This is a genomic window from Paraburkholderia sp. CI2, assembly GCF_014201055.1.
Taxonomy (GTDB): Bacteria; Pseudomonadota; Gammaproteobacteria; order Burkholderiales; family Burkholderiaceae; genus Paraburkholderia; species Paraburkholderia tuberum.
Window position 1 is genome coordinate 78,655 of the sequence record NZ_JACHDL010000016.1, and the last position, 20,838, is coordinate 99,492.

21 protein-coding genes and 1 riboswitch are annotated in these 20,838 nt (G+C 66.8%); of the genes, 9 read left to right on the forward strand and 12 right to left on the reverse strand.

What is annotated here, in order from left to right; translation table 11 throughout:
• Positions 1-75: 75 nt before the first annotated feature.
• The 6 genes from mlaE to HDG32_RS21765 all read right to left on the reverse strand — a co-directional run bounded on the left by mlaE (position 76) and on the right by HDG32_RS21765 (position 5,172).
• Positions 76-843, reverse strand: coding sequence for a lipid asymmetry maintenance ABC transporter permease subunit MlaE (gene mlaE / locus HDG32_RS21740; RefSeq protein WP_018420057.1), 768 nt, complete (start codon positions 841-843; stop codon positions 76-78).
• On the reverse strand, positions 840-1,664 hold the full coding sequence (locus tag HDG32_RS21745; RefSeq protein ID WP_221307828.1) for an ABC transporter ATP-binding protein: 825 nt from the start codon (positions 1,662-1,664) through the stop codon (positions 840-842). Before HDG32_RS21745 ends, mlaE begins: the two co-directional genes overlap by 4 nt.
• A 91-nt stretch (positions 1,665-1,755) precedes the next feature.
• Complete coding sequence (thiE, locus tag HDG32_RS21750) at positions 1,756-2,859, reverse strand: thiamine phosphate synthase (protein WP_184070618.1); 1,104 nt, start codon at positions 2,857-2,859, stop codon at positions 1,756-1,758.
• On the reverse strand, positions 2,856-3,671 hold the full coding sequence (locus HDG32_RS21755) for a thiazole synthase (protein WP_184052290.1): 816 nt from the start codon (positions 3,669-3,671) through the stop codon (positions 2,856-2,858). Before HDG32_RS21755 ends, thiE begins: the two co-directional genes overlap by 4 nt.
• 107 nt (positions 3,672-3,778) lie before the next feature.
• The gene (gene thiS, locus HDG32_RS21760) at positions 3,779-3,976 is read right to left on the reverse strand and encodes a sulfur carrier protein ThiS (RefSeq protein ID WP_026225709.1); all 198 of its coding nucleotides are present in this window, start codon (positions 3,974-3,976) and stop codon (positions 3,779-3,781) included.
• A 59-nt stretch (positions 3,977-4,035) separates the two neighbouring features.
• Positions 4,036-5,172, reverse strand: coding sequence for an FAD-dependent oxidoreductase (locus HDG32_RS21765; protein ID WP_184070620.1), 1,137 nt, complete (start codon positions 5,170-5,172; stop codon positions 4,036-4,038).
• A 221-nt stretch (positions 5,173-5,393) separates the two neighbouring features.
• Positions 5,394-5,517, reverse strand: a riboswitch (TPP riboswitch).
• 431 nt (positions 5,518-5,948) lie between these two features.
• Here HDG32_RS21765 and HDG32_RS21770 point away from each other — a divergent pair.
• The 5 genes from HDG32_RS21770 to HDG32_RS21790 all read left to right on the forward strand — a co-directional run bounded on the left by HDG32_RS21770 (position 5,949) and on the right by HDG32_RS21790 (position 10,757).
• Complete coding sequence (locus HDG32_RS21770; protein ID WP_184070622.1) at positions 5,949-7,700, forward strand: ABC transporter ATP-binding protein/permease; 1,752 nt, start codon at positions 5,949-5,951, stop codon at positions 7,698-7,700.
• Positions 7,697-8,500 (forward strand): SDR family NAD(P)-dependent oxidoreductase, encoded by an 804-nt coding sequence (locus HDG32_RS21775; RefSeq protein ID WP_090802109.1) that lies wholly within the window; start codon positions 7,697-7,699, stop codon positions 8,498-8,500. The genes HDG32_RS21770 and HDG32_RS21775 overlap by 4 nt, the downstream gene beginning before the upstream one ends.
• 205 nt (positions 8,501-8,705) lie before the next feature.
• Positions 8,706-9,179 carry a hypothetical protein gene (locus tag HDG32_RS21780; protein WP_184070624.1) on the forward strand — a complete coding sequence of 158 codons (474 nt, stop codon included), beginning with the start codon at positions 8,706-8,708 and terminating at the stop codon, positions 9,177-9,179.
• Positions 9,180-9,243: 64 nt separating this feature from the next.
• The gene (locus tag HDG32_RS21785) at positions 9,244-9,912 is read left to right on the forward strand and encodes a hypothetical protein (RefSeq protein ID WP_184070626.1); all 669 of its coding nucleotides are present in this window, start codon (positions 9,244-9,246) and stop codon (positions 9,910-9,912) included.
• 101 nt (positions 9,913-10,013) lie between these two features.
• The gene (locus HDG32_RS21790; protein ID WP_184070628.1) at positions 10,014-10,757 is read left to right on the forward strand and encodes a response regulator; all 744 of its coding nucleotides are present in this window, start codon (positions 10,014-10,016) and stop codon (positions 10,755-10,757) included.
• A 93-nt stretch (positions 10,758-10,850) separates the two neighbouring features.
• On the opposite strand, the gene HDG32_RS21795 is transcribed toward HDG32_RS21790, so the two are convergent.
• The 4 genes from HDG32_RS21795 to HDG32_RS21810 all read right to left on the reverse strand — a co-directional run bounded on the left by HDG32_RS21795 (position 10,851) and on the right by HDG32_RS21810 (position 12,755).
• The gene (locus tag HDG32_RS21795; protein WP_184035706.1) at positions 10,851-11,522 is read right to left on the reverse strand and encodes a flagellar basal body L-ring protein FlgH; all 672 of its coding nucleotides are present in this window, start codon (positions 11,520-11,522) and stop codon (positions 10,851-10,853) included.
• Between the two features lie 111 nt (positions 11,523-11,633).
• Positions 11,634-12,347 carry a hypothetical protein gene (locus HDG32_RS21800; RefSeq protein ID WP_184070630.1) on the reverse strand — a complete coding sequence of 238 codons (714 nt, stop codon included), beginning with the start codon at positions 12,345-12,347 and terminating at the stop codon, positions 11,634-11,636.
• Between the two features lie 3 nt (positions 12,348-12,350).
• Positions 12,351-12,509, reverse strand: a complete 159-nt coding sequence (locus tag HDG32_RS21805; RefSeq protein WP_041734448.1) for a DUF6726 family protein — start codon at positions 12,507-12,509, stop codon at positions 12,351-12,353.
• Positions 12,510-12,563: 54 nt separating this feature from the next.
• Positions 12,564-12,755, reverse strand: a complete 192-nt coding sequence (locus HDG32_RS21810) for a hypothetical protein (protein WP_260336552.1) — start codon at positions 12,753-12,755, stop codon at positions 12,564-12,566.
• Between the two features lie 392 nt (positions 12,756-13,147).
• On the opposite strand from HDG32_RS21810, the gene HDG32_RS21815 reads away from it, so the two are divergent.
• Together HDG32_RS21815 and HDG32_RS21820 are read left to right on the forward strand one after the other, a co-directional pair.
• Positions 13,148-13,888: a response regulator gene (locus HDG32_RS21815; RefSeq protein WP_184035675.1), complete on the forward strand. Its 741-nt coding sequence runs from the start codon at positions 13,148-13,150 to the stop codon at positions 13,886-13,888.
• Entirely contained in the window at positions 13,885-15,192 is a 1,308-nt protein-coding gene (locus HDG32_RS21820; RefSeq protein WP_184070637.1) for an ATP-binding protein, read from the forward strand. The genes HDG32_RS21815 and HDG32_RS21820 overlap by 4 nt, the downstream gene beginning before the upstream one ends.
• Positions 15,193-15,384: 192 nt before the next feature.
• Here HDG32_RS21820 and HDG32_RS21825 read toward each other — a convergent pair whose 3' ends face one another.
• Complete coding sequence (locus tag HDG32_RS21825) at positions 15,385-16,260, reverse strand: tyrosine-protein phosphatase (protein WP_184070638.1); 876 nt, start codon at positions 16,258-16,260, stop codon at positions 15,385-15,387.
• Positions 16,261-16,614: 354 nt separating this feature from the next.
• Between HDG32_RS21825 and HDG32_RS21830 the strand changes: the two genes are divergently transcribed.
• Entirely contained in the window at positions 16,615-17,874 is a 1,260-nt protein-coding gene (locus HDG32_RS21830) for an MFS transporter (RefSeq protein WP_184070640.1), read from the forward strand.
• A gap of 27 nt (positions 17,875-17,901) precedes the next feature.
• Positions 17,902-19,167: a D-amino acid dehydrogenase gene (locus HDG32_RS21835; RefSeq protein WP_184070642.1), complete on the forward strand. Its 1,266-nt coding sequence runs from the start codon at positions 17,902-17,904 to the stop codon at positions 19,165-19,167.
• A 197-nt stretch (positions 19,168-19,364) separates the two neighbouring features.
• Here HDG32_RS21835 and HDG32_RS21840 read toward each other — a convergent pair whose 3' ends face one another.
• Entirely contained in the window at positions 19,365-20,834 is a 1,470-nt protein-coding gene (locus HDG32_RS21840) for a glutamate synthase subunit beta (protein ID WP_184070644.1), read from the reverse strand.
• Positions 20,835-20,838: the final 4 nt, after the last annotated feature.

A 20,838-nucleotide genomic window follows, 5' to 3' on the forward strand; every position in this document is an offset into this window, starting at 1 on the left:
AATCCGCCGCGCCGCCGCCACCTCCCGCCGTGCGCGGCGCACATGCACCGCCGGCAGCCGGCATGCTGCGCGGTCTTAGCTGAACATTAGTGCGGTCAGCAGGAAATCGAGCCCGAGCACCGCGAGCGACGCGTACACGACCGTGCGGGTCGTCGCGCGCGACACGCCCTCCGGCGTCGGCTTCGCCTCGTAGCCCTGAAACAGCGCGACGAAGGTCACCGCGAGGCCGAACACCACACTCTTGACGACCCCGGCGCCGACATCGCGCCACACGTCGACGCCGCTTTGCATCTGTGACCAGAACGCGCCGGCATCGACGCCGATCAGCAGCACGCCCACCACGTAACCGCCCAGAACGCCGACCGCGCTGAAGATCGCGGCGAGGATCGGCATCGACACGATGCCGGCCCACAGGCGCGGCGCGATCACGACCTTGACCGGATCGACGGCCATCATTTCCATCGCGGTGAGCTGCTCGCCCGCCTTCATCAGGCCGATTTCGGCGGTCAGCGACGTGCCCGCGCGCCCGGCGAACAGCAGCGCGGTCACGACCGGCCCGAGCTCGCGCACGAGCGACAGCGCGACCAGCAACCCGAGCGCCTGCTCGGAGCCATAACGGTTCAGCGTGTAATAGCCCTGCAGCCCGAGCACGAAGCCGACGAACAGCCCCGACACCGCGATGATCACGAGCGAATAATTACCGACGAAGTGGATCTGCTTCGTGACAAGACGCGGGCGGCGCAGCAGCGGGAAAAATTCGAGCACGAGCCGCAGGAAGAAGCGCGTCGCGTAGCCGGCGGTGCCGAGCCCGGTGATGACCGAGCGCCCGATCGTACTGATCATGACTGGCCTCCGCCCATGCCGAAGTCCGCCTCGAGCGGCGTCTGCGCCGGATAGTGGAATCTGAACGGGCCGTCCGGCGCGCCGTCGATGAACTGCCGCACGGTCGGATCGGTCGACGCGCGCAGTTCGTCGGGCGTGCCCTCGGCAAGCGCACCGCCGTTGGACAGGAAGTACACGTAGTCGGCGATCGCGAATGATTCCGGCACGTCGTGCGTGACGAGAATCGACGTGGCGCCGAGCGCCCGGTTCAGCGTGCGGATCAGGTTCGCGGTGATGCCGAGCGAGATCGGGTCGAGACCGGCGAACGGCTCGTCGTACATCATCAGTTCGGGGTCGAGCGCGATTGCGCGCGCGAGCGCCACGCGCCGCGCCATGCCGCCGGAAATCTCGGACGGCAGCAGGTCGCGCGCGCCGCGCAGGCCGACCGCGTTGAGCTTCATCAGCACGAGGTCGCGCAGCAGTTCTTCGGGGAGATCGGTGTGCTCGCGCAGCGAGAAGGCGACGTTTTCGAACACCGACATGTCGGTGAACAGCGCGCCGAACTGGAACAGCATGCCCATCTTGCGGCGCAGCGCGTAAAGGCCTTCGCGCGTCTGCTCGCCGATGTCCTCGCCATGGAACAGCACCTGGCCGCGCTGGGCGCGCACGAGGCCGCCGATCAGCCGCAGCACCGTGGTCTTGCCGCAACCCGAGCCGCCCATGACCGCGACGACCTGACCGCGACGAAAGCGCAGATTCAGATTCGACAGGACGAGCCGGTCGCCGTAACCGAAGTCGACGTCGCGCAGCTCGAGTAAGGTCTCGGGATAGGAAGGCACCAAACTGACGATCCTTTTACAGGGAAGGCCGAATTATAGGGCCATCATGCAAAAGCTGCCGTGAGGTGCCCCGTTCCGTGACTATGCCTGACGATTATTGCGTAAACTTGTGTTGCAGCGCAGACAAGGCGGCGGCCGGGTCGGGCGCTTCCGTCACCGCGCGCACCACGGCCGCGCAGCCGACACCGGTCGCGAGCACGTCCGGCAGCACCTGCAGATCGATCCCGCCGATCGCGACGAGCGGCACCACGCCGTCGAGCAGCCGCACATAGCGTGCGAGGCGCCGCAAACCCTGCGGCGCGGTCGGCATGACCTTGGTCGTGGTCGGGAACACGGCGCCCAATGCAATGTAGCTCGGCCGGAAATGCAGCGCCTTCAGCATCTCGTAGAAGCCGTGAGTGGACAGGCCCAGGCGGATGCCCGCGTCAGCCAGCGCGGACAGATCCGCGGTATGCACGTCTTCCTGGCCGAGGTGCACGCCGTACGCGCCCGCCTCGAGCGCCGCCTGCCAGTGATCGTTGATGAACACCTGCGCGTCGTGCGCGCGGCCGGCCGCCACGCAGCGCGCGATTTCGCGCTTCAGCTCGTCGGCGGGTTCGGCCGACTTGCGGCGCAACTGCACCGTCTTCACGCCGAAGCCGACCACCCGTTCGACCCAGTCCGCGGTCGGCAACACCGGATACAGGCCGAGCCTTGCCGGGCAGCGCGGGAACGCCTTGGCGGGTGCCGCCGGCAGGTCGGTAAGGCGCGGAAAGCGAGCGAGGTCGGCCGGGAAAGCATCGTCGGCGCGGGTCTCGTCGCCATCGCGCCACGCGAGCGCGAGCACCAGCGCGTCGTGCGGATCGAAACCGCAGTCGAGGAACGCGGCAAGCGCGGGAATCCAGTCTTCCGCCAGATGGCCTTCGAGGCCGTACTTCTCGCCGCCCAGATGCAGCGTCGCGTGGTTTTCCGCGGCGACGATCACGCCCGCACCCCGCGTCAGCCAGCGCGCGATTTGCTCGCCGTGCTGCTGTGCGTCGGCGGTCACGATCAGGTCGCCACCGTTCGGTTCGTCGGGTGCGATCAGGCAGATGCGCCACGGCGCGTGCGTCGGCGGCCAGTCGCCGAGACGGGCGCGGATGCGCTCGGCGGCTTCGATGAGTTCGTCGGCCGTCGGCCAGAACAGATCGCGGTCCTTCAGCGTCAACGACTGAGTCATGCGGCACCTCCATCCTGATGCCAGAACGGCATGCCGATCACCGGCGTGCTCGCGTGCGCGCTCTCGCGCTCGGCCATCGGGCCCGCGAGATACGCTTGCCGACCCGCCTCGACGCCCAGCGCGAACGCGCGCGCCATCGCGTCGGGGTGCGTCGCCTGCGACACGGCCGTGTTCAGCAGCACGCCGTCGAAGCCCCACTCCATCACCTGGGCCGCATGCGACGGCACGCCGAGCCCGGCGTCGACGATCAGCGGCACGTCCGGCAGCCGCTCGCGCAACACGCGCAGCCCGTATGGATTGATCACGCCCTTGCCGGTGCCGATCGGCGCGCCCCACGGCATCAGCGCCTCGCAGCCGGCGTCGAGCAGACGGCGGCCGATCACCAGATCTTCGGTGCAGTACGGCAGCACCTTGAAGCCATCCTTGACGAGCCGCGCGGCGGCTTCGATCAGGCCGACCGGGTCGGGCTGCAGTGTGTAGTCGTCGCCGATCAGTTCGAGCTTGATCCACTCGGTCTCGAAGATTTCGCGCGCCATGTGCGCGGTCGTCACCGCTTCACCGACGCTCAGGCAACCCGCCGTGTTCGGCAAGAGCGGCACGCCATGGCGCTTGAGCAGATCGAAGAAGCCGGCTTCGGCGTGGCCCTCGTTCATCTGACGGCGCAGCGCGACCGTCACCATGCCGGGGCGCGCGGCGTCGATCGAATCGGACAGCGATTGCAGCGACGGATAGCGCGATGTGCCGAGCAGCACGCGGCTTGCAAAAGTTTGACCGTATAGCGTCAGCGCGTCGGCGGTCTCGTGAGAAGTCATTTGCATCATCCTGGTTTGCCCTCGCGGCTAGAACCGACCGCGTTGCGGCAATGGGTTTTCGGCGACGGTTGTTGCGTTCGGTAAGCGAGAGGCTGGCGCGGTCGCGCTCAGCCGCCCGCGACCGGTTGCACGACGTCGAGCCGGTCGCCCGTTTGCAACGCGCGCGCCGCATGCTGCGCACGCGCGACGAAATCGCCGTTGAGCGCGACCGCGAACGGCGGACGCGCGCCAAAGGCGGCGAGCGCATCGGCGACAGTCGCGCCCTCGGGCAACGACAACGGCTTCTGATTGATATGAATGTCCATGGTGTTCGAATACGGTTCAATCGATGGCGCAAGCGGCATCGCGCGCGGCACGTTGGCCGCTACGCTCGAGCCGGCTCGCACGCGAAATGCTGCTGGAACAGCTCGCTCCAGCGTGAGTCGCGCCGCCAGCCGGCGAATGCGTCGGCATCACCGACGCGGCCGTCGAGCAGCGCGCTCGCGAAGCGCACGGCTTCGTCGGCGACTTCGGGCGCGATCATGTAGCCGTGCCGGTACAGGCCGTTCACGCGCAGCGTGCGCGCGCCGTCCCACAGCAGCGCGGGACGATGATCGGGCAAGGTCGGCCGGCACTGCGAATTCAGCTCGAGAATGCGCGCCTCGCCGAAGCCCGGGTGCACCGAAAACGCCGCGCTCAGCAACTCGAGCGCCGAACGCACGCTGACGGGCGACATGTCCTCGCCCTCCACCTCGGTCGCGCCGATCACGTAGAGGCCGTTCTGCTTCGGCGCGATATACAGCGGGTAACGCGGATGCAGTAGCCGCACCGGGCGCGTCAGCTGCAGGTGAGGCGCATGCACGCGCGCAACTTCGCCGCGGATGCCGCGCAGCGTCGGCAGCACCGGCTTCGCGCCGAGCCCGCGGCAATCGATGGTGATGCCGGCCTCGGGCAGCGATGCGTCGTCGATCGGCGTGTTCCAGTGCGTGTCGACGCCGCGCTCGGCAAGCCCGGCCGCAAGCGCGGACAACACCTGGCGGTTGTCGAGCTGGCCTTCTCGCGGCAGCAGCCAGCCTTGGCTGAAGCGGCCGGCCAACGCGGGTTCGGCGGCGCCGAGCTGCGCGCCCGCCAACGCGACGAAGCCGCCGTCGAGCAACTCGGCCGGCGCGTTCGCACGCACGCGCCGCTCGAATAGCGGCGCCTCGGTGCGATCCGCGTGATGCCAGACGACGAGCGTGCCGTTGCGCTGGAAAAACACCGGCTCCGGCAGTTCGGCAAGCACGCGCGGCCAGCTTTCGAGCGAACTCGCGCCAAGCCGCGTGATCAGCAGCTCGGCGCTCGCGGCCTCTGCCAGCGGCGCGAGCATCGCGGCGGCGACCCACGCGGCAGCCTGCGAACCGGTGGCATCGCCGCGCTCGTAGAGCGCCACGCGATGCCCGTCGCCAGCGAGGCGCCACGCGACCAGGCGGCCGCACAGGCCGCCGCCGAGCACGGCGAAATCGGGTCGGGCGGGACGGTTCATCGCGCGCGCTCCGTTCGACTGCGGTGGGCAAAACCAAAACGGCACGGCTCGCCCGAGGCGGCGTGACGAAGGGAAAAATGCATGTCTGAAGAATAGGCGGTAATCGAGTCCTTTCCGTACGGCCAAAAACGCACGTACCCAGGACGAAACCGGCGGGTGAAGCCGGCCGGTCACGACGTGCACATGTGAGCTGCGCTCGCCGCCCGGCGGGGAATGGAAGACGGTTGCTTCCGGAAACTTCCCGCGCCGGTATTACCCGGATCGGGTGCAAAGGGTCTCTCTCAGCCTCGCCGCCCCGGCATGAAAGTCATGCCGCCTGTGGGCGAAGCACCCCTGTTTCGTCGCAGGTCATTAGACCATAAAAGGCGCGGCGCCCGCAAACCAGCGCTCCGCAGTCGCCACCCCAATTTTGATCTGGCACCGTCTATCGAGATGCCGGTGCGAAGCGGCCCGGCGCTCTGGCACAATGCCGTGACCGGTGCCGCAAAAACGCGGCGCGCGCGACGCTCGTGGCCGCATGCGTGGCGGCGGCAGCGCAGCGGATGCCGGCCCCGAAAATTAATTTTCGCTTAAGGGCGTCACGCCAGAATCGGGCGCCAGTCCGGACTCGCGTTCATCGAGCGTGATGGCGCGATGCCCGGCCAGGTATCGCAGACCCGCGGCAGCCACGCCCTCGCAAAGGGGCCCGCAGTTCGCGGGATCGCCCGACATGGGTCAACCAGATCGGACCCGTACGCCGGAATGGCACTTCGGGTCAGCACTTCATCAGGACGCTCATGACACCACATACTTCCGCCAGCCCCGCGCTGCCGCCCGACGAAAAGGTCTCCGCGTGGACCCTGATCAAGCCCTACTGGGTTTCCGAGGAACGAGGCATCGCGTGGGGGCTGCTCGTCACGATCATCGTGATGAACCTGCTCGTCGTCTGGATCAACGTGCGCCTGAATAGCTGGAGCAGGGACTTCTACAACGCGCTGCAGGCGAAGAACGTCCACGACTTCCCGCACCTGCTGATGATCTTTACCGGACTCGCGTTCGGTTTCATCATCCTCGCCGTGTATGGACGCTATCTGCGCCAGATGCTCGGCTTCCGCTGGCGCCAGTGGCTGACCACCCGCTACCTGAACGAGTGGCTCGACGACAGCGCGTTCTACCGCATCGAGCGCGACCGCCTCGCCGACAACCCCGACCAGCGGATCAGCGACGACCTGCAGTCGTTCGCGACCACCACGCTGTCGCTGACGCTCGATCTGCTGTCGACCGTCGTCACGCTCGTGTCGTTCATCACGATCCTGTGGTCGCTCGCGGGCGCGTTGAGCATCTCGCTCGGCGGCATGCCGCTGCAGATCCCCGGCTACATGGTGTGGGCCGCCGCGCTGTATGCGGTGGTCGGCTCGCTCATCACGCAGAAGGTCGGCCATCCGCTCGTGTCGATCAACTATCAGGCGCAGAAAGTCGAGGCCGATTTCCGTTTCGGCTTGATCCGGCTGCGTGAGAATGCCGAGCAGATCGCGTTCTACAACGGCATGGAAACCGAGAAGACGAACGCGCGCACGCTGTTCGGCCGCATCCGCGACAACTGGTGGCAGGTGATGAAGTACACGAAGCGCCTGACCTTCGTGCTGAGCTTCTACGGTCAGATCGCGATCATTTTCCCGATCGTCGTCGCCTCGCCGCGCTACTTCGCGGGCGCGTTCACGTTCGGCGTGCTGATGCAGATTTCGAGCGCGTTCGGCACGGTCAGCGATTCGTTCTCGTGGTTCATCAACAGTTATACGAGCCTCGTCGAATGGCGCGCGACCGTGAACCGGTTGCGCGAATTCAAGCGCGTCGTGCATTCGCCGCGTCTGAAGGAATCGGTGTCGCCGGCCACGGAACATGGCGGCATCAATCTGCATTTCGTCGACAGCAACACGCTTACCACCGACAGCCTCCAGCTCGCGCTGCCCAATGGCAACCCACTGTCGCGCATCCGCGATATCGCGATCCGGCCGGGCTCGCGCTGGCTCGTGCGCGGTCCGTCGGGCGCCGGCAAGAGCACGCTGATGCGCGCGCTCGCGGGCCTGTGGCCGTTCGGCGACGGCTCGATCGACGCACCGGTCAACGCGCGCATGATGTTCATCCCGCAGGTCAGCTACATGCCGATCGGCACGCTGAAGGCGGCGCTCGCGTATCCGTCGGCGGCGGACACATATAGCGACGACGAATGTCGCGACGCGCTCATCACCTGCCATCTGTCGGAATACGCGGACCGTCTGCAGGAAGCGGCGCACTGGACTCGCGTGCTGTCGCCGGGTGAGCAGCAGCGCTTCGCCGCCGCGCGCGTGCTGCTGCACAAGCCGGACTACCTGTTCCTCGACGAAGCGACCAGCGCGCTCGACGCGGAAAACGAGTCGCGGCTCTATCGGCTGTTCACCGAGCGGTTGCCGAAGGCTGCGATCGTCAGCGTCGCGCATCGCGAATCGCTCGCAGCGTTCCATGACGAAACGCTCGACGTCGAGCGTTCTGTCGAAGCGGTAGCGGCGTGAGCGACGCGAGCGGCGCTCACGTCAGCGAAGCGCACGGCACCGCCGCTCGCGTCGTGCTGATCACCGGCGCCGGTTCCGGCATCGGCGCGGCGCTCGCACGGCGCCTCGCGGCGCCGCATACGTCGTTGATGCTGCACGCGCGCGGCGCAGACGACGCCTCCCGTCGACGGCTCGTGCAGGTTGCCGCCGACTGCACGGCAAGCGGCGCACGCTGCGCGACCGTGTTCGGCGACCTCGCCGAGCGCGGCGCGGCGGAGCACGTGATCCATCAGACGCTCGCGAGCTTCGGCGCGCTCGATCAACTGGTCGCGAACGCCGGCCATGCGCAGCGCCAAACGCTGGCCGCGCTCGATCCCGACACCTTCGGCGCCGCCTTCGCCGCGATGCCAGCCGCCTTCGCCGCGCTCGTGCGGCGCGCGATGCCCGCGCTCGAAACATCGAAGCGCGGTCGCGTGGTCGCCTTGAGTTCGTTCGTCGCGCATCGCTATCGCGCGGATGCGCCATTCGCCGCGACGGCGGCCGCGAAAGCGGCACTCGAAGCGCTTGCGAAAACGGCGGCCGCGGAGCTCGCGCCGCTCGGCGTGACCGTCAATTGCGTGGCGCCGGGCTACACGCGCAAGGATCGCGGCCCAAGCGCCGACAACGCGGCCGTGTGGGCGCACGCCGCCGAAGCCACGCCGCTCGGTCATGTTGCCGAACCGGACGACGTCGCCGCGCTGATCGCATTCCTGCTGTCCGACGCGGCACGCCATATCACCGGCCAGGTGATTCACATCGATGGCGGCTTGACGCTCGGTTAAGCCTCGCCTGCGCGCCGGCACCTCCGGGCGCAACATCCGGAAAGACACGAGAAGAGTTCGAAAGCATTTGCGGAGCGTGCAAGCTGTTCCGCGCTTTGCAAATGCCTGCGAGCAGCGACGATAGTCGTACGGGCCGCGCCATGCGCCGGCCTTCGTTGATGTCAGTCACGTCTTTCATCGCAACCGCTCTCCGGACTCCTCGCCCATGTCATTCGCTCGCCGTGTTTCACCTTTGCTCCCGTCTTTGCTCCCGCGCATCGCGCTCGCCTGCGGCGCGGCGCTGCTGCTCACGAACGCCGTCGATGCCGCGCAAACGACCGGGCCGAACCAACCCGCCGATATCTGCGCGGCGCTCACGCACATCGTCGATGCGAGCGATTTCCGGCGACTGCCAAACGAGACCGCCGCGCAACTGCCGGGCGTCTCCAATACGGACGATTGCCGCGCCAGCACGCACGCGTACGACTGCCACTGGCGCGCGCACTGGCAAGCCGACGGCGTCATCAACGATCCGCTCGAAGAACTCGGCGCCGACATCGCCGCCTGCTTTCCGCGCGTCGTGCACGACGTCAACACACCCGTGCGCCAGCATTTCGTCGTGACCACCGACGCCCGTCGCGTGAACGTCACCGCGAGCGTGCAAGGTCAGAACGAACTGCGACTGCGCGTGACGCGCTGAGCGCGCGGCCGTCGCTGCTTTTGATGCTCCATCGCATTTCGTGACCGGGATCGGGCGCTGCCTCATGACCTCGTCGCTGACCGTGCGCGCGCCAGCGGCAACCAGGCATTCGCGCCTGTGTCTGGTCGCCTCGCTGATATGCCGGCGCCGTTGCGCCCTCGCCGCCTTCGCCGCGACGCTGACGCTCGCGCTCGACGGCTGCGCCTGGACGCTGATCCAGGCCGCCGACGCCACCGGCTCCGTCATCCAGGCCGGCTACGCGATCGCGTCGAACTACTCGTCGCCGACCTTCGTCAACGGCCGGCCCGCGGATTTGCAGCACGTCTGCATCGAAGTGAACCCGACGGTGTCGGTCGGCGATTTCGTGCCGGCGCTGCAGCTCGCGCTCGAGCGGCGCGGTATTCGTTCGGACGTCTACAATCCGGGCACCTCGCCGGCCGACTGCGAAGCGCGGCTCGTCTACAACGCCGCGATCGACTATGGCCGCCGCTCGTTCAGCGACGAATCGATCCAGTACCTGTCGATCATCGATCTGACGCTGATCCAGAGTGGCCGCATTCTGGTCACCGCGCGCTATCAGACCGGCGGCCTGAACGCCGACCGTTTTTCGTCGGCCTCGGTCAAGCTCGGCGGACTGATCGAGCGGATGGTGGTCGATCGGACCGATTTCCCGCGTCAAGCGCAGCAACAGCAGACCCTGCAAACCTCGCAGGCCTTCCCGTCGCCCCACTGAGTGCTCGCGGCTTTTCTTTCGCTTGCAGCGCCTTACACGGGAAAGGATTGGAAAGCGGTATACGCTTTGCGCGGCCCGTGCGCATCACTAAGATGACCTGAATGAACCAGACCATCCTGATCGTCGATGACGATCCCGTCGTACGCGAGCTCGTCAGCGAATATCTGCACGGCCGCGGCTTCAAGGTCGCCATGCTGGAAAATGGCTTGGCGTTGCAGCGCAGATTGCAGCAGGAGCGTCCCGCGCTCGTCGTGCTCGACATCATGATGCCGGAGCTCGACGGCATCAGCGCGCTGCGCGCCTTGCGTGTCGCCGGCGACGACATTCCCGTGATCCTGCTGACCGCGCGCGCCGATCCGATCGATCGCGTGATCGGCCTCGAACTCGGCGCCGACGACTATCTCGGCAAGCCTTTCGAACCGAGCGAGCTCGTCGCGCGGATTCGCACCGTGCTGCGGCGTCGCGGCTCGATCGCGCCGGGCGCGCCCGAACAGCGCGCGCCCTATCATTTCGGCCGCTTCGAAGTGAACTTCCCCGCGCGCGAACTGCGCCGCGACGGCGAACGCATCACGCTGCGTTCGAGCGAATTCGCGATGCTGAAGGTGTTCGTCACGCATGCGATGACCGTGCTCACGCGTGCGCAGCTGCTCGAAAAACTGCACGGCAATAGCGAAGCGCATCGCAACCGCAGTCTCGACGTTTCGATCTGGCGCTTGCGTCGATTGATCGAAGTGGACCCGTCGGAACCGCGCTACGTGCAGACGGTGTGGGGACGCGGCTACGTGTTCGTGCCGGACGGCGAGATCGGCGCGGCCGAACGCGGGCTTGCGCCGCCGCTCGGTTAGCGGCGCCTGATGGTCGAAGCCGGTTGATGCGGCCACGCGTCGCACGTAACGCGCAGCGCGGTGTCGCGCGCACCGCGCTGACCCGGCTGACGGTCAAAACGTCAGCACACTCAGAAACATCCTCTGCAGCCAGCCCATCGTCGTCGCATCGTTGACCATGCCGAGGCCCGCCTGCTCGATGCGCGCGTTCGCGACCTTGCTCGACGCGACGTAATTGCCTGCTTCGATGTCCTTGGGATTGACGATGCCCGAGAGTCGAAGACGGTCGCGGGTCCCGCTCATCGCGATCACCTTCTCGCCTGACACGACGAGATTGCCGCCCGACACCGTGCCGATCACGGTCACGGCTAGCGTGCCCGTCATGTCGCTGATGTCGCTCAGATTGCCTTGCCCTTTGTAGTCGGTGCTGGCAGAGCCGATGTTGAACAGTTTGGCGAGTCGCGCGGCGGCATTCGTCGATTGATCCGCGGCAGTCGCGGTGATGCTGCTCGTGCGGTTCGCCGACGCGCTGGCGCTGTTGTTGCCGCTATACGATTCCGACAGCCGGATCGTCAGCACGTCGCCGACGTGCTGCGCGCGCGGCGTCTCATACAGCAGCAGCGGCGCGCCGGCCTGATAGATCGCGCCTTGCGTGTTGACGTTCAACGGCGCGGACGCGAGCGGCGGCGCCATCGGCGTTTCGACGATCGACCTGGTCTGCGCGCTCGAACAGGCCGCGAGACAGCTCGCGGCGCCGAGCACGAGGGTGAGACGTAGCGCGGTCATGCTGGCTCCGTGGCGGAAAGGATGAAAGGAGTCGAAGTGAGGCGGCCTATCCGGACACCGCCCGGTTTCGCCGTTGGGATCGCACCGGTAATCAGGGTTGCCTGGCAATCGTCAGCCCGCATCGGCGCCGCTCGCCTGCCATTGCCGCACGAGCGCTTTCATCCACGCATCCGAGCCCTTCAGCAGATACGTGAGCGTGCCGTTGCGGCTGCCGGGCAGAAAGCACAGCGTGATCGAACTCACCGCGTTTTCCCATACGTACATCGGCATCGCGCCCGGCGCCGCCGCGTTGCGCGTCGCGAGACGCGGCGGCCCGTAACGATCCTCGAGCGCGTCGCGCAGATCCTCCGCGGTCAGCTCGTCGATCACGAACGACATCTCGTAGAGACGCAGCGCGCCCTGCCCGTCGATGCGCGCGAAGCGCATCACGTGTTCGAGCGCCGGCGCACCATCGACCACGGCCTGCGACACCGCCCAGCGTTCATCATCGCGATGCCCCCAGCGGCACGCGACGCTCAGGCTATCGTGCGACTTCAGCCGCATGCCGAGCGCTCCGGCCTGCACGTCCGTCTCGCAGATCGGCACGCTGCCGACCGGCGTCGCGCGCACGGTCGAGCCCGCGCGGAATTCGTCGATCGTGATGCCGAGCGCGACGCCGCGAAACGAAAACGGCGCGTCCGGCGAGCGCCGCCGCGTGTCGGTGACGACGCTATTCGATGCCGCGCTGGCCGCCTTCGCACTGCGCGCGACGAGCTGTGCATGCGCGGCGCACGACAGCACGCCGCCGAGCAGCATCAGTGCACCAACCATCCGGGTAAGCGTCATGATTCAATCGATCGCGGAAGCGCACATGTCGAAAGGCGTCGCCGCCGCATGGCCGACGACCGGCAGCACTTTCAGGGTCGCCGCCGTGACCCGGCACGGCAGCGCCGCGGCGCCGCAGCCGCCGAGCGGCAACAGCAGCGCGCCGGCAACGAGCCACGCCACGGCGCGCCGCCGCTGCTCAGTAGTTCTGGATAACGGCACGCGGACCTCGCCGATTCACGCAATCGTGTTGACCAGATGGCCGATGAGCCCCGTCCCCGGCGCAGGCAGTGCAGGCTGCCCGAGCCCGGCGCTCTGCTGCGATTTCGCCGCTGCGCCCGTGGAGTTTGAACTGGCGGACTTCTCCGTGACCGGCTTATTCGCCAGCAAGGAGAAAGGCGTGGAACTGAGCGTATTGTGGATCGTCATGATGGACCTCGCGAAGGCGCGCATTGCGCACCGGTATCGGTTGAACGCCGCGCGCCGTCGTCCGAGGCAGCGGGCCTCGTTCGGCGTGCGGCGCGACTTGCTGCGGAACGCATCATCGCGCCGCGCGGGTGCCGACGATGGGCGAAGCAAAGCACGCTTTCGCGCGGTTGTTACGATCCGTTCCGTGGGCTTGCGAGAGCTTTCGAGTGCTTGCCAACTGTTGTCATCGCGTGCCTGTCGTCGCGCAGAGCCGGATCAGGCAGTGCTAAAGTAAGCGCTGCACTTTCGCTGATCCGCCCCGGCGCGAGCCCGCCAGCACCGAGCGGCGCACAGTAAGCGTTGGTAAGAAAATGCCCGGTCGCGCGTCGGGCGGGCCAGTCTAGAATTTCGCCATGAATCCACAGGTCCTTATCGTCGACGACGATCCGGTCGTACGCGATCTGCTTTGCAAGTTTTTGCAGTCGAACGGCTTCGATGCGTCCGTGCTGCATGACGGCACCCATTTGCAGCGTCGTCTCGAGCGTGAGCGGCCGTCGGTCGTCGTGCTCGACATCATGATGCCGAACACCGACGGCCTGCGCGCGCTCACCGCGTTGCGCGCCGCCGGCGACGACATCCCGGTGATCTTCGTGACCGCGCGCGGCACGGTGGCCGACCGCATCGTCGGCCTGTCGCTCGGCGCGGACGACTATCTGACCAAGCCGTTCGACCCGCGCGAACTGCTCGTGCGGATCCAGACCGTGTTGCGCCGGCGCGGGCCGTCCACCACGAGCGCGCCCGAAGCACGCAAGCGCTATCGCTTCGGTCCATTCGAACTGGACTTCGCCACGCGCTCGCTGACCCGCGACGACGCCAAGCTGCCGCTGCGCGACAGCGAATTCGCGCTGCTGAAGATCTTCGTCAACAATCCGTACAAGGTGCTGTCGCGCGTGCTGATTCACGATCTCGTGCATCGCGACAACCTCGCGTTCCGCGACCGTAGCCTCGACGTACCGATCTGGCGCCTGCGCCGCGTGATCGAGGACGACCCGTCGAACCCGTGCTACGTGCAAACGGTGCGCGGCAGGGGCTACGTGTTCGTGCCCGACGCCAACGGCACACCCTTCGAGGACGGGGCCGCCCCGAGCGCATGAGAAATCCGCTGAACACGCTGTTCGGCAGAATGGCGTTGCTGTCGGCGGCGGTGCTGTTCGCGATTCAGGCGAGCTGGTTCGTGCTGGTGACGATGCAGCCGCCGCGCCACGAAATCGACGGCTTCGCGCGCGGCATTCTGCTCGTGCTGCAGGCGATCAACGGCGAGCCGATCAAGGGCGCCGCGCTCGCGCCGGCGATGCGCGTGCATCTGGTGCCCACCTGGAACATGCCGACCAGCGTGCATCTGCGCGAGCCGCACGAGCATATGGTGGTCGAACTGAGCCGGCACCTGCGTGAGAACCTGCCGGCCGGCACGCAGATCGCCGTCGACGATCTGCGTCCGCCGCAACTGTGGGTGCTGGTCCCGGGCAAGTCGAACTGGGTCGTCGTGCCGGTCGACCTGCCGCCGCCGCCGCGCTTTCTGATCGAATCGGTGTCGATGCTGGTCGCCGGGCTGATTCTGTCGTTGTTCGCGGTGTGGCAGATGCAACGGCCGTTGTCGCGCGTGGCCGATGCGTCGCGCGCATTCGGCTCGGGCGGCCGGCCCCAACCCGTGCCGGTGCAGGGACCGCGCGAGCTGCGTGAGCTGATCGGCTCATTCAACGACATGATGCGGCGCCTGAACGAAGCCGGCGACGACCAGGCGGTGATGCTCGCCGGCGTCGCGCACGATCTGAAGGCGCCGCTCACGCGCCTGAAGCTGCGCGCAAGCGTGCTGGTCGACGAAAACGAGCGCGCGGGCCTGATCCGCGACGTCGATTCCCTGACCAACATCGTCCAGCAGTTCCTCGAATTCGCGGGCCAATCGGCGGACGCCGGACCGCCCGTCGAAGTCGACGAGTTCTTGCGCGAGCAGTTTTCCTCGGGCGATTACGCGGAGGCCGCTGAAACCGCCGAAGCGGCGGACCCCGCCGAAACCCCGCTGTTCGCGCTCGATCTGCGCGCCGGCCCCTCGTTCACGCTGCCGCGCACGCTGCTCGACCGGCTCGTGACGAACCTCGTCGACAACGCGCTCGAACACGGCATGCCGCCGGTGGAAATCTCGACCGCGTGCAGCGACCGTCATTGGACGATCAGCGTGCGCGACCACGGCGCCGGCATTCCCGACGACCGCATTGCCGCGGCGATGAAGCCGTTCGTGCGGCTCGACGCCGCGCGCGGCGGCGAAGGCCATTGCGGGCTCGGTCTCGCGATCGTCGCGCGGCTCGCGCACGATCGCGGTGGACGCTGCCTCGTGCGCAATCACGCGCAGGGGGGGCTCGAAGTGCGGATCGAATTGCCGGTGGAGCCGGCGCTGTCGTAAGGATGCTCGCAGGCAAACGCGGCGCGCACCGGACACTTACCTGCCCTTACCGCATCGACTGTCGCGCGGGGTGCGGCCTTATAGTCACCCCCGGCAACCTCGATGCAGCCCTTCCCGGTCCGCCCGCACCTCTGCGGCGGACTTTTTTTTTGCGCTGTAAGGAAGGCCACCAAAGCGCGCCGGCGAAGCGCGTCAATGCACGAGCCGATTGCGCAGCGCGTCGACCGTCGCCGTGGAAAGACCGAGGCCTTGCGTCAGGTAGCTCGCCATCGTGCCGTAGCTCGCCTGCACCTGATCGAAGCCCGCCTGCAGATAGTTCTCGTCGACGTCGAGCAACGGGGCTCTCGCCGTCGCGATGGCCGCGCCTTCCTGCGCGCGCAGCGTGGTGGTTTGCGCGGCGATCGATGGCGCGAGATAGACGTTGCTGAGCAGGTAGTCCTGCATGATCACGTCGAGCGGAACGTTGGCGATGCTGAGCAGCAGCGCCGCGACCCAGCCCGCGCGATCCTTGCCCGCGTTCGAGTGGAATAGCTGCGCGCCCGTGCCGTCGGCGAGCGCGCCGAGCAGCGCGCCATAGGCGGCTCGCTGCGGGCCGCCCGTCACATACGCGCGCGCCTGTGCCTGCATGAACGCGACGGCGTCGACGGGAGAATCGACCGGGGGCGCGACGAAGTCGTTCGTGCCGAGCACGTTCAGCGTCGAGGACGTCGCGCCGCTCGGCAGCACGTCGGCGGTGCGTGCGATTTCGGCGGGCGTGCGCAGGTCGTAGACCGACACGATACCGAGCTTGTCGACGGTCGCCGTGTCGGTGCCGCTCAGCGTCAGCGCGTTCGCGCGATAGAACACGCCGCGCCGCATCTGTTTGCCGTCGACGGTCAGATAGCCGGCACCCGCGCCGCCGACATCGCGGAAGTTGCTGACCGACACGAGCCGCGGCGTAGCCGGCTGATCGGCTTCGAGACTACCGCCGCAGGCGGACAGCAGCGTGCTGCCGAAACCCGCGGCCAGCATCGCACCGGCCGAGCCCCTCAGAAAGCGTCGCCGCGCCGCCGACGCTTCGCCGGGCATGCCGCGCTCCACGGGCACGGTCGTGCTCGCAAGGGCGCGGAAAGGCGAACGTTTTTTCGCGGTAACGGACATCGGGGGCGACAGGTGTATAGGAGGATTGCGTGGGGCAGCCGGGGCTGCAGACGCAGTTTAACGTTGACCAGGAAGTTTTGCGTTACATCGTAGGGGTTAGTAAGAAAAAAGAGGGACGGTTGGCCCACTGATTTCCGTTCCCTTGCGGTGCCTTATCGGCCGTTACCGCGCGCACGCCCTTTTTGACCCCAACTGGCCTCACGACGCCGCATCCCCGTAGAATACGGACACCCTCCCATCCGGCCCCCGCAGGCACAAGAAACCTGGAGACCACAACAAAACATGTCTTCTCTCCAATGGTTCACCGAGCTGACCCCGCGCGAGCGTCGCACGCTATTCGCCGGTTTCGGCGGATACGCGATCGACGCGTTCGACTTCATGATCTACTCGTTCCTCATTCCGACGCTGATCGCGACGTGGGGCATGAGCAAAAGCGAAGCAGGCATGATCGCCACCAGCTCGCTGATTTCGTCGGCGATCGGCGGCTGGCTCGCCGGCATTCTTGCCGATCGCCACGGCCGCGTCCGTGTATTGCAATGGACGATCGCCACCTTCGCGATCTTCACGTTCCTGTCCGGCTTCACGCAGTCGTTCTGGCAGTTGCTCGCCACGCGTACGCTGCAGGGCATCGGCTTCGGCGGTGAGTGGTCGGTCGTGACGATCATGATGGCCGAGACGATCCGCTCGCCACAGCATCGCGCAAAGGCGGTCGGCACCGTGCAGAGCAGCTGGTCGTTCGGCTGGGCGGCCGCGGCGATCGTCTACTGGGCGGCGTTCGCGCTGCTGCCGGAACAGTACGCGTGGCGCGCGTGCTTCTGGGTTGGCCTGCTGCCCGCCGCATGGATCATCTATATCCGCCGCAACGTCAGCGACCCCGACATCTTTCTCGCGACGCGTCGCGCGCGCGAAAGCGGCATCAACACGTCGCACTTCATGCAGATCTTCTCAGCCGCGCATCTGAAGACAACTGTGCTCGGCAGCGCGCTGTGCACCGGCATGCTCGGCGGCTACTACGCGATCACGACGTGGCTGCCCACCTATCTGAAGACGGAGCGCCATCTGTCGGTGTTCAATACGAGCGGCTATCTGATCGTGCTGATCGTCGGTTCGTTCGCCGGCTATATCGTCGGCGCGATTCTGTGCGACAGGATCGGCCGGCGCGCGTCGTTCGTGCTGTTCGCGGTCGGCTCGTTCGTGCTCGGCATGGTCTACACGATGCTGCCGATCACCGACACGATGATGCTCGCACTCGGCTTCCCGCTCGGCATCGTCGTGCAGGGGATTTTCGCGGGCATCGGCGCGTATCTGTCGGAGCTGTATCCGAACGAGATTCGCGGTTCGGGACAAGGCTTCTGCTACAACCTCGGGCGCGGGCTCGGCTCGTTTTTTCCTATACTCGTCGGCACCTTCGCGCAGACGATGACGCTCGTGAAGGCGATGGGCATCGTCGCGGGCTCGGGGTATCTGCTCGTGATCGTCGCCGCGTTGTGCCTGCCGGAAACGAAGGGCAAGGTGCTCGGGGCGGCCGGCTCCGCTGCTTGAGATCGTCTGAAACCGCAGTTCCCAATCATGAAAACGATCGTACTCGGCGGCGGCGTCATCGGCGTCGCCACTGCGTTTTATCTGTGCCAGCAAGGCTGCGACGTGACGGTGGTCGAGCGCGAACCGGACGTCGCCCTGTCCACGAGTTTCGGCAACGCCGGCGTGATCGCGCCGGGCTACGTGACGCCATGGGCCGCGCCCGGCATGCCGGCGAAAATCCTCAAGTACCTGTTCAAGCCGGCCTCGCCGCTGATCTTCCGGCCGACGCTCGATCCGGCCCAATGGCGCTGGATCGCGCGCTGGCTGCGCGAGTGCGACCTCGACCGCTTTCGCGTGAACAAGCAGCGTATGCAGCGCATCGCGTACTACAGCCGCGCTTGCCTGCACGAATTCCGCGGCCGTCATCCGTTCGACTACGGCCGCAGCCAGGGCTATCTGCAACTGTTTCGCAGCGAGTACGACGTCGAACTCGCGCAGCCGGCGCTCGCGGTGCTGCGCGATGGGGGCATCGTGCATCGGGAAGTCAGCGCCGCGCAGTGCGCGGAGATCGAGCCGGGTCTGCACTGGGCGCGTCAGGCGCCGTTCTCGGGCCTCTATCTGCCCGACGACGAAGCCGGCGACTGCGCGCGCTTCACCCGCGAACTGCGCGCGATCTGTGAACGCAATGGCGTGAGCTTTCGCTTCGACACGCGCGTCACGTCGCTCGATGTCGAGGGAGCGACGGTGCGCGGCGTGCGTATTCAAAGCGAGCGGGGCGCGCAGACGCTGCCGGCCGACGCGGTGGTCGTCGCGCTCGGCGTCGATAGCGCGGCATTGCTCGCGCCGCTCGGTGTGAAGGTGCCGCTCTATCCGGTGAAGGGCTATTCGGCGACGCTGCCTGTGACCGACGAGGAAAAAGCGCCACGGGCGGCACTGATGGACGAATCGCTGAAGACGGCGATCACGCGCTTCGGCAACAACCTGCGCATCGCGGGTACGGCGGAGCTCGGCAATCGCCAGACGACGTTGCGCGAGCAGGCGCTGCAAACGCTGCTCACGGTGCTGCGCGACTGGTTTCCGCACGCGGCCAATCCGACTTCCGCGCACTTCTGGGTCGGCCGCCGGCCGATGACGCCCGATGGCGCGCCGCTGCTCGGCCCGTGCAACATCGACAACTTATGGCTGAACCTCGGGCACGGCTCGACGGGCTGGGCGATGTCGATGGGCTCGGCGCGCGTGGTCGCGGATCTGATCGCGCAGCGCAAACCGGAGATCGATCTCGACGGTCTGACGCTCGCGCGCTATCGCCAATGAGGCGGACATAACGCACCGCGACGAGGCAAAAGAAAACCGGGCTCCCCCTTTCAGGCGAGCCCGGTTTCTTTTTTACTGCATTGCTTTCCCGCTACAGGTGCCCTTCATGGGGCGCCTTGTCGTCTCCACGTCTTCCTGCAAATCGTGGCCGGCGCGCGCGGCCTGGAACTCCAGGCACGCACACCGGCTGAAGACGCTTAACGCGGCAGTTCCGAATGCCCCATCAGGAACGCATCGACCGAACGTGCGCACTGACGGCCTTCGCGAATCGCCCACACCACGAGCGACTGGCCACGGCGCATGTCGCCTGCCGTGAACACCTTGTTCACCGACGTGTAGTACGCCTTGTCGCCCTCGGTCGTGGCGCGCACGTTGCCGCGCGCATCCTTGTCGACGCCGAACGCTTCGAGCACCGGCGACAGCGGCTGCGTGAAGCCCATCGCGAGCAGCACGAAGTCGGCCTTCATTTCGAATTCGGAGTTCGGCACTTCGACCATCTTGCCGTCCTTCCATTCGACGCGCGCGGCGATCAGCTTCTCGACCTTGCCGTTCTTGCCTTCGAGACGCTTGGTCGCGACCGCCCAGTCGCGCTCGCAGCCTTCCTCATGCGACGACGACGTGCGCAGCTTGATCGGCCAGTACGGCCATACGAGCGGCTTGTTCTCTTCTTCCGGCGGCTGCGGCAGCAGTTCGAACTGCGTGACGCTCTTCGCGCCGTGACGGTTCGACGTGCCCACGCAGTCGGAACCGGTATCGCCGCCGCCGATCACGACGACGTGCTTGCCCTTCGCGACGAGCTGGTTCGGCACTTTGTCGCCGGCGTTGACCTTGTTCTGCTGCGGCAGGAATTCCATCGCGTAATACACGCCTTCGAGCTCGCGGCCCGGCACCGGCAGATCGCGCGGCGTTTCGGAACCACCGGCGATCACGACTGCGTCGAACTGTTCGTTCAGTTCGGCCGGCGTGATGGTTTCCTTCGCCGTGTTGCCGATGTGCGCCGGCAGCGAGTCCGGCTTGCCGATGAACACGTTGGTGCGGAACGTCACGCCTTCGCCTTCCATCTGGCGCATGCGGCGGTCGATCTGCCACTTCTCCAGTTTGAAGTCGGGGATGCCATAACGCAGCAGGCCGCCGATCCGGTCGTTCTTCTCGAACACGGTCACGTCATGACCGGCGCGCGCGAGCTGCTGCGCGGCCGCGAGACCCGCGGGGCCCGAGCCGACCACGGCGACCTTCTTGCCGGTCTTGTGCTTCGGCGTTTGCGGCGCGACCCAGCCTTCGGTCCAGGCTTTGTCGATGATCGCGTGCTCGATCGACTTGATGCCGACCGGGTCGTCGTTGATGCCGAGCGTGCACGCAGCTTCGCACGGTGCCGGGCAGATGCGGCCCGTGAACTCGGGGAAGTTGTTGGTCGAATGCAGCACTTCGATCGCATTCTTCCAGTCCTGACGGAACACCAGGTCGTTGAAGTCCGGGATGATGTTGTTGACCGGGCAGCCGCTGTTGCAGAACGGAATGCCGCAGTCCATGCAACGCGCGCCTTGAATCTTCGCTTCGTCGTCGGTCAGTGCCGCGACGAATTCCTTGTAGTGCTTCACACGCGTGAGCGGAGCCTCGTACGTCTCGTGGCGACGTTCGAACTCGAGAAAACCGGTTGCCTTGCCCATGTGG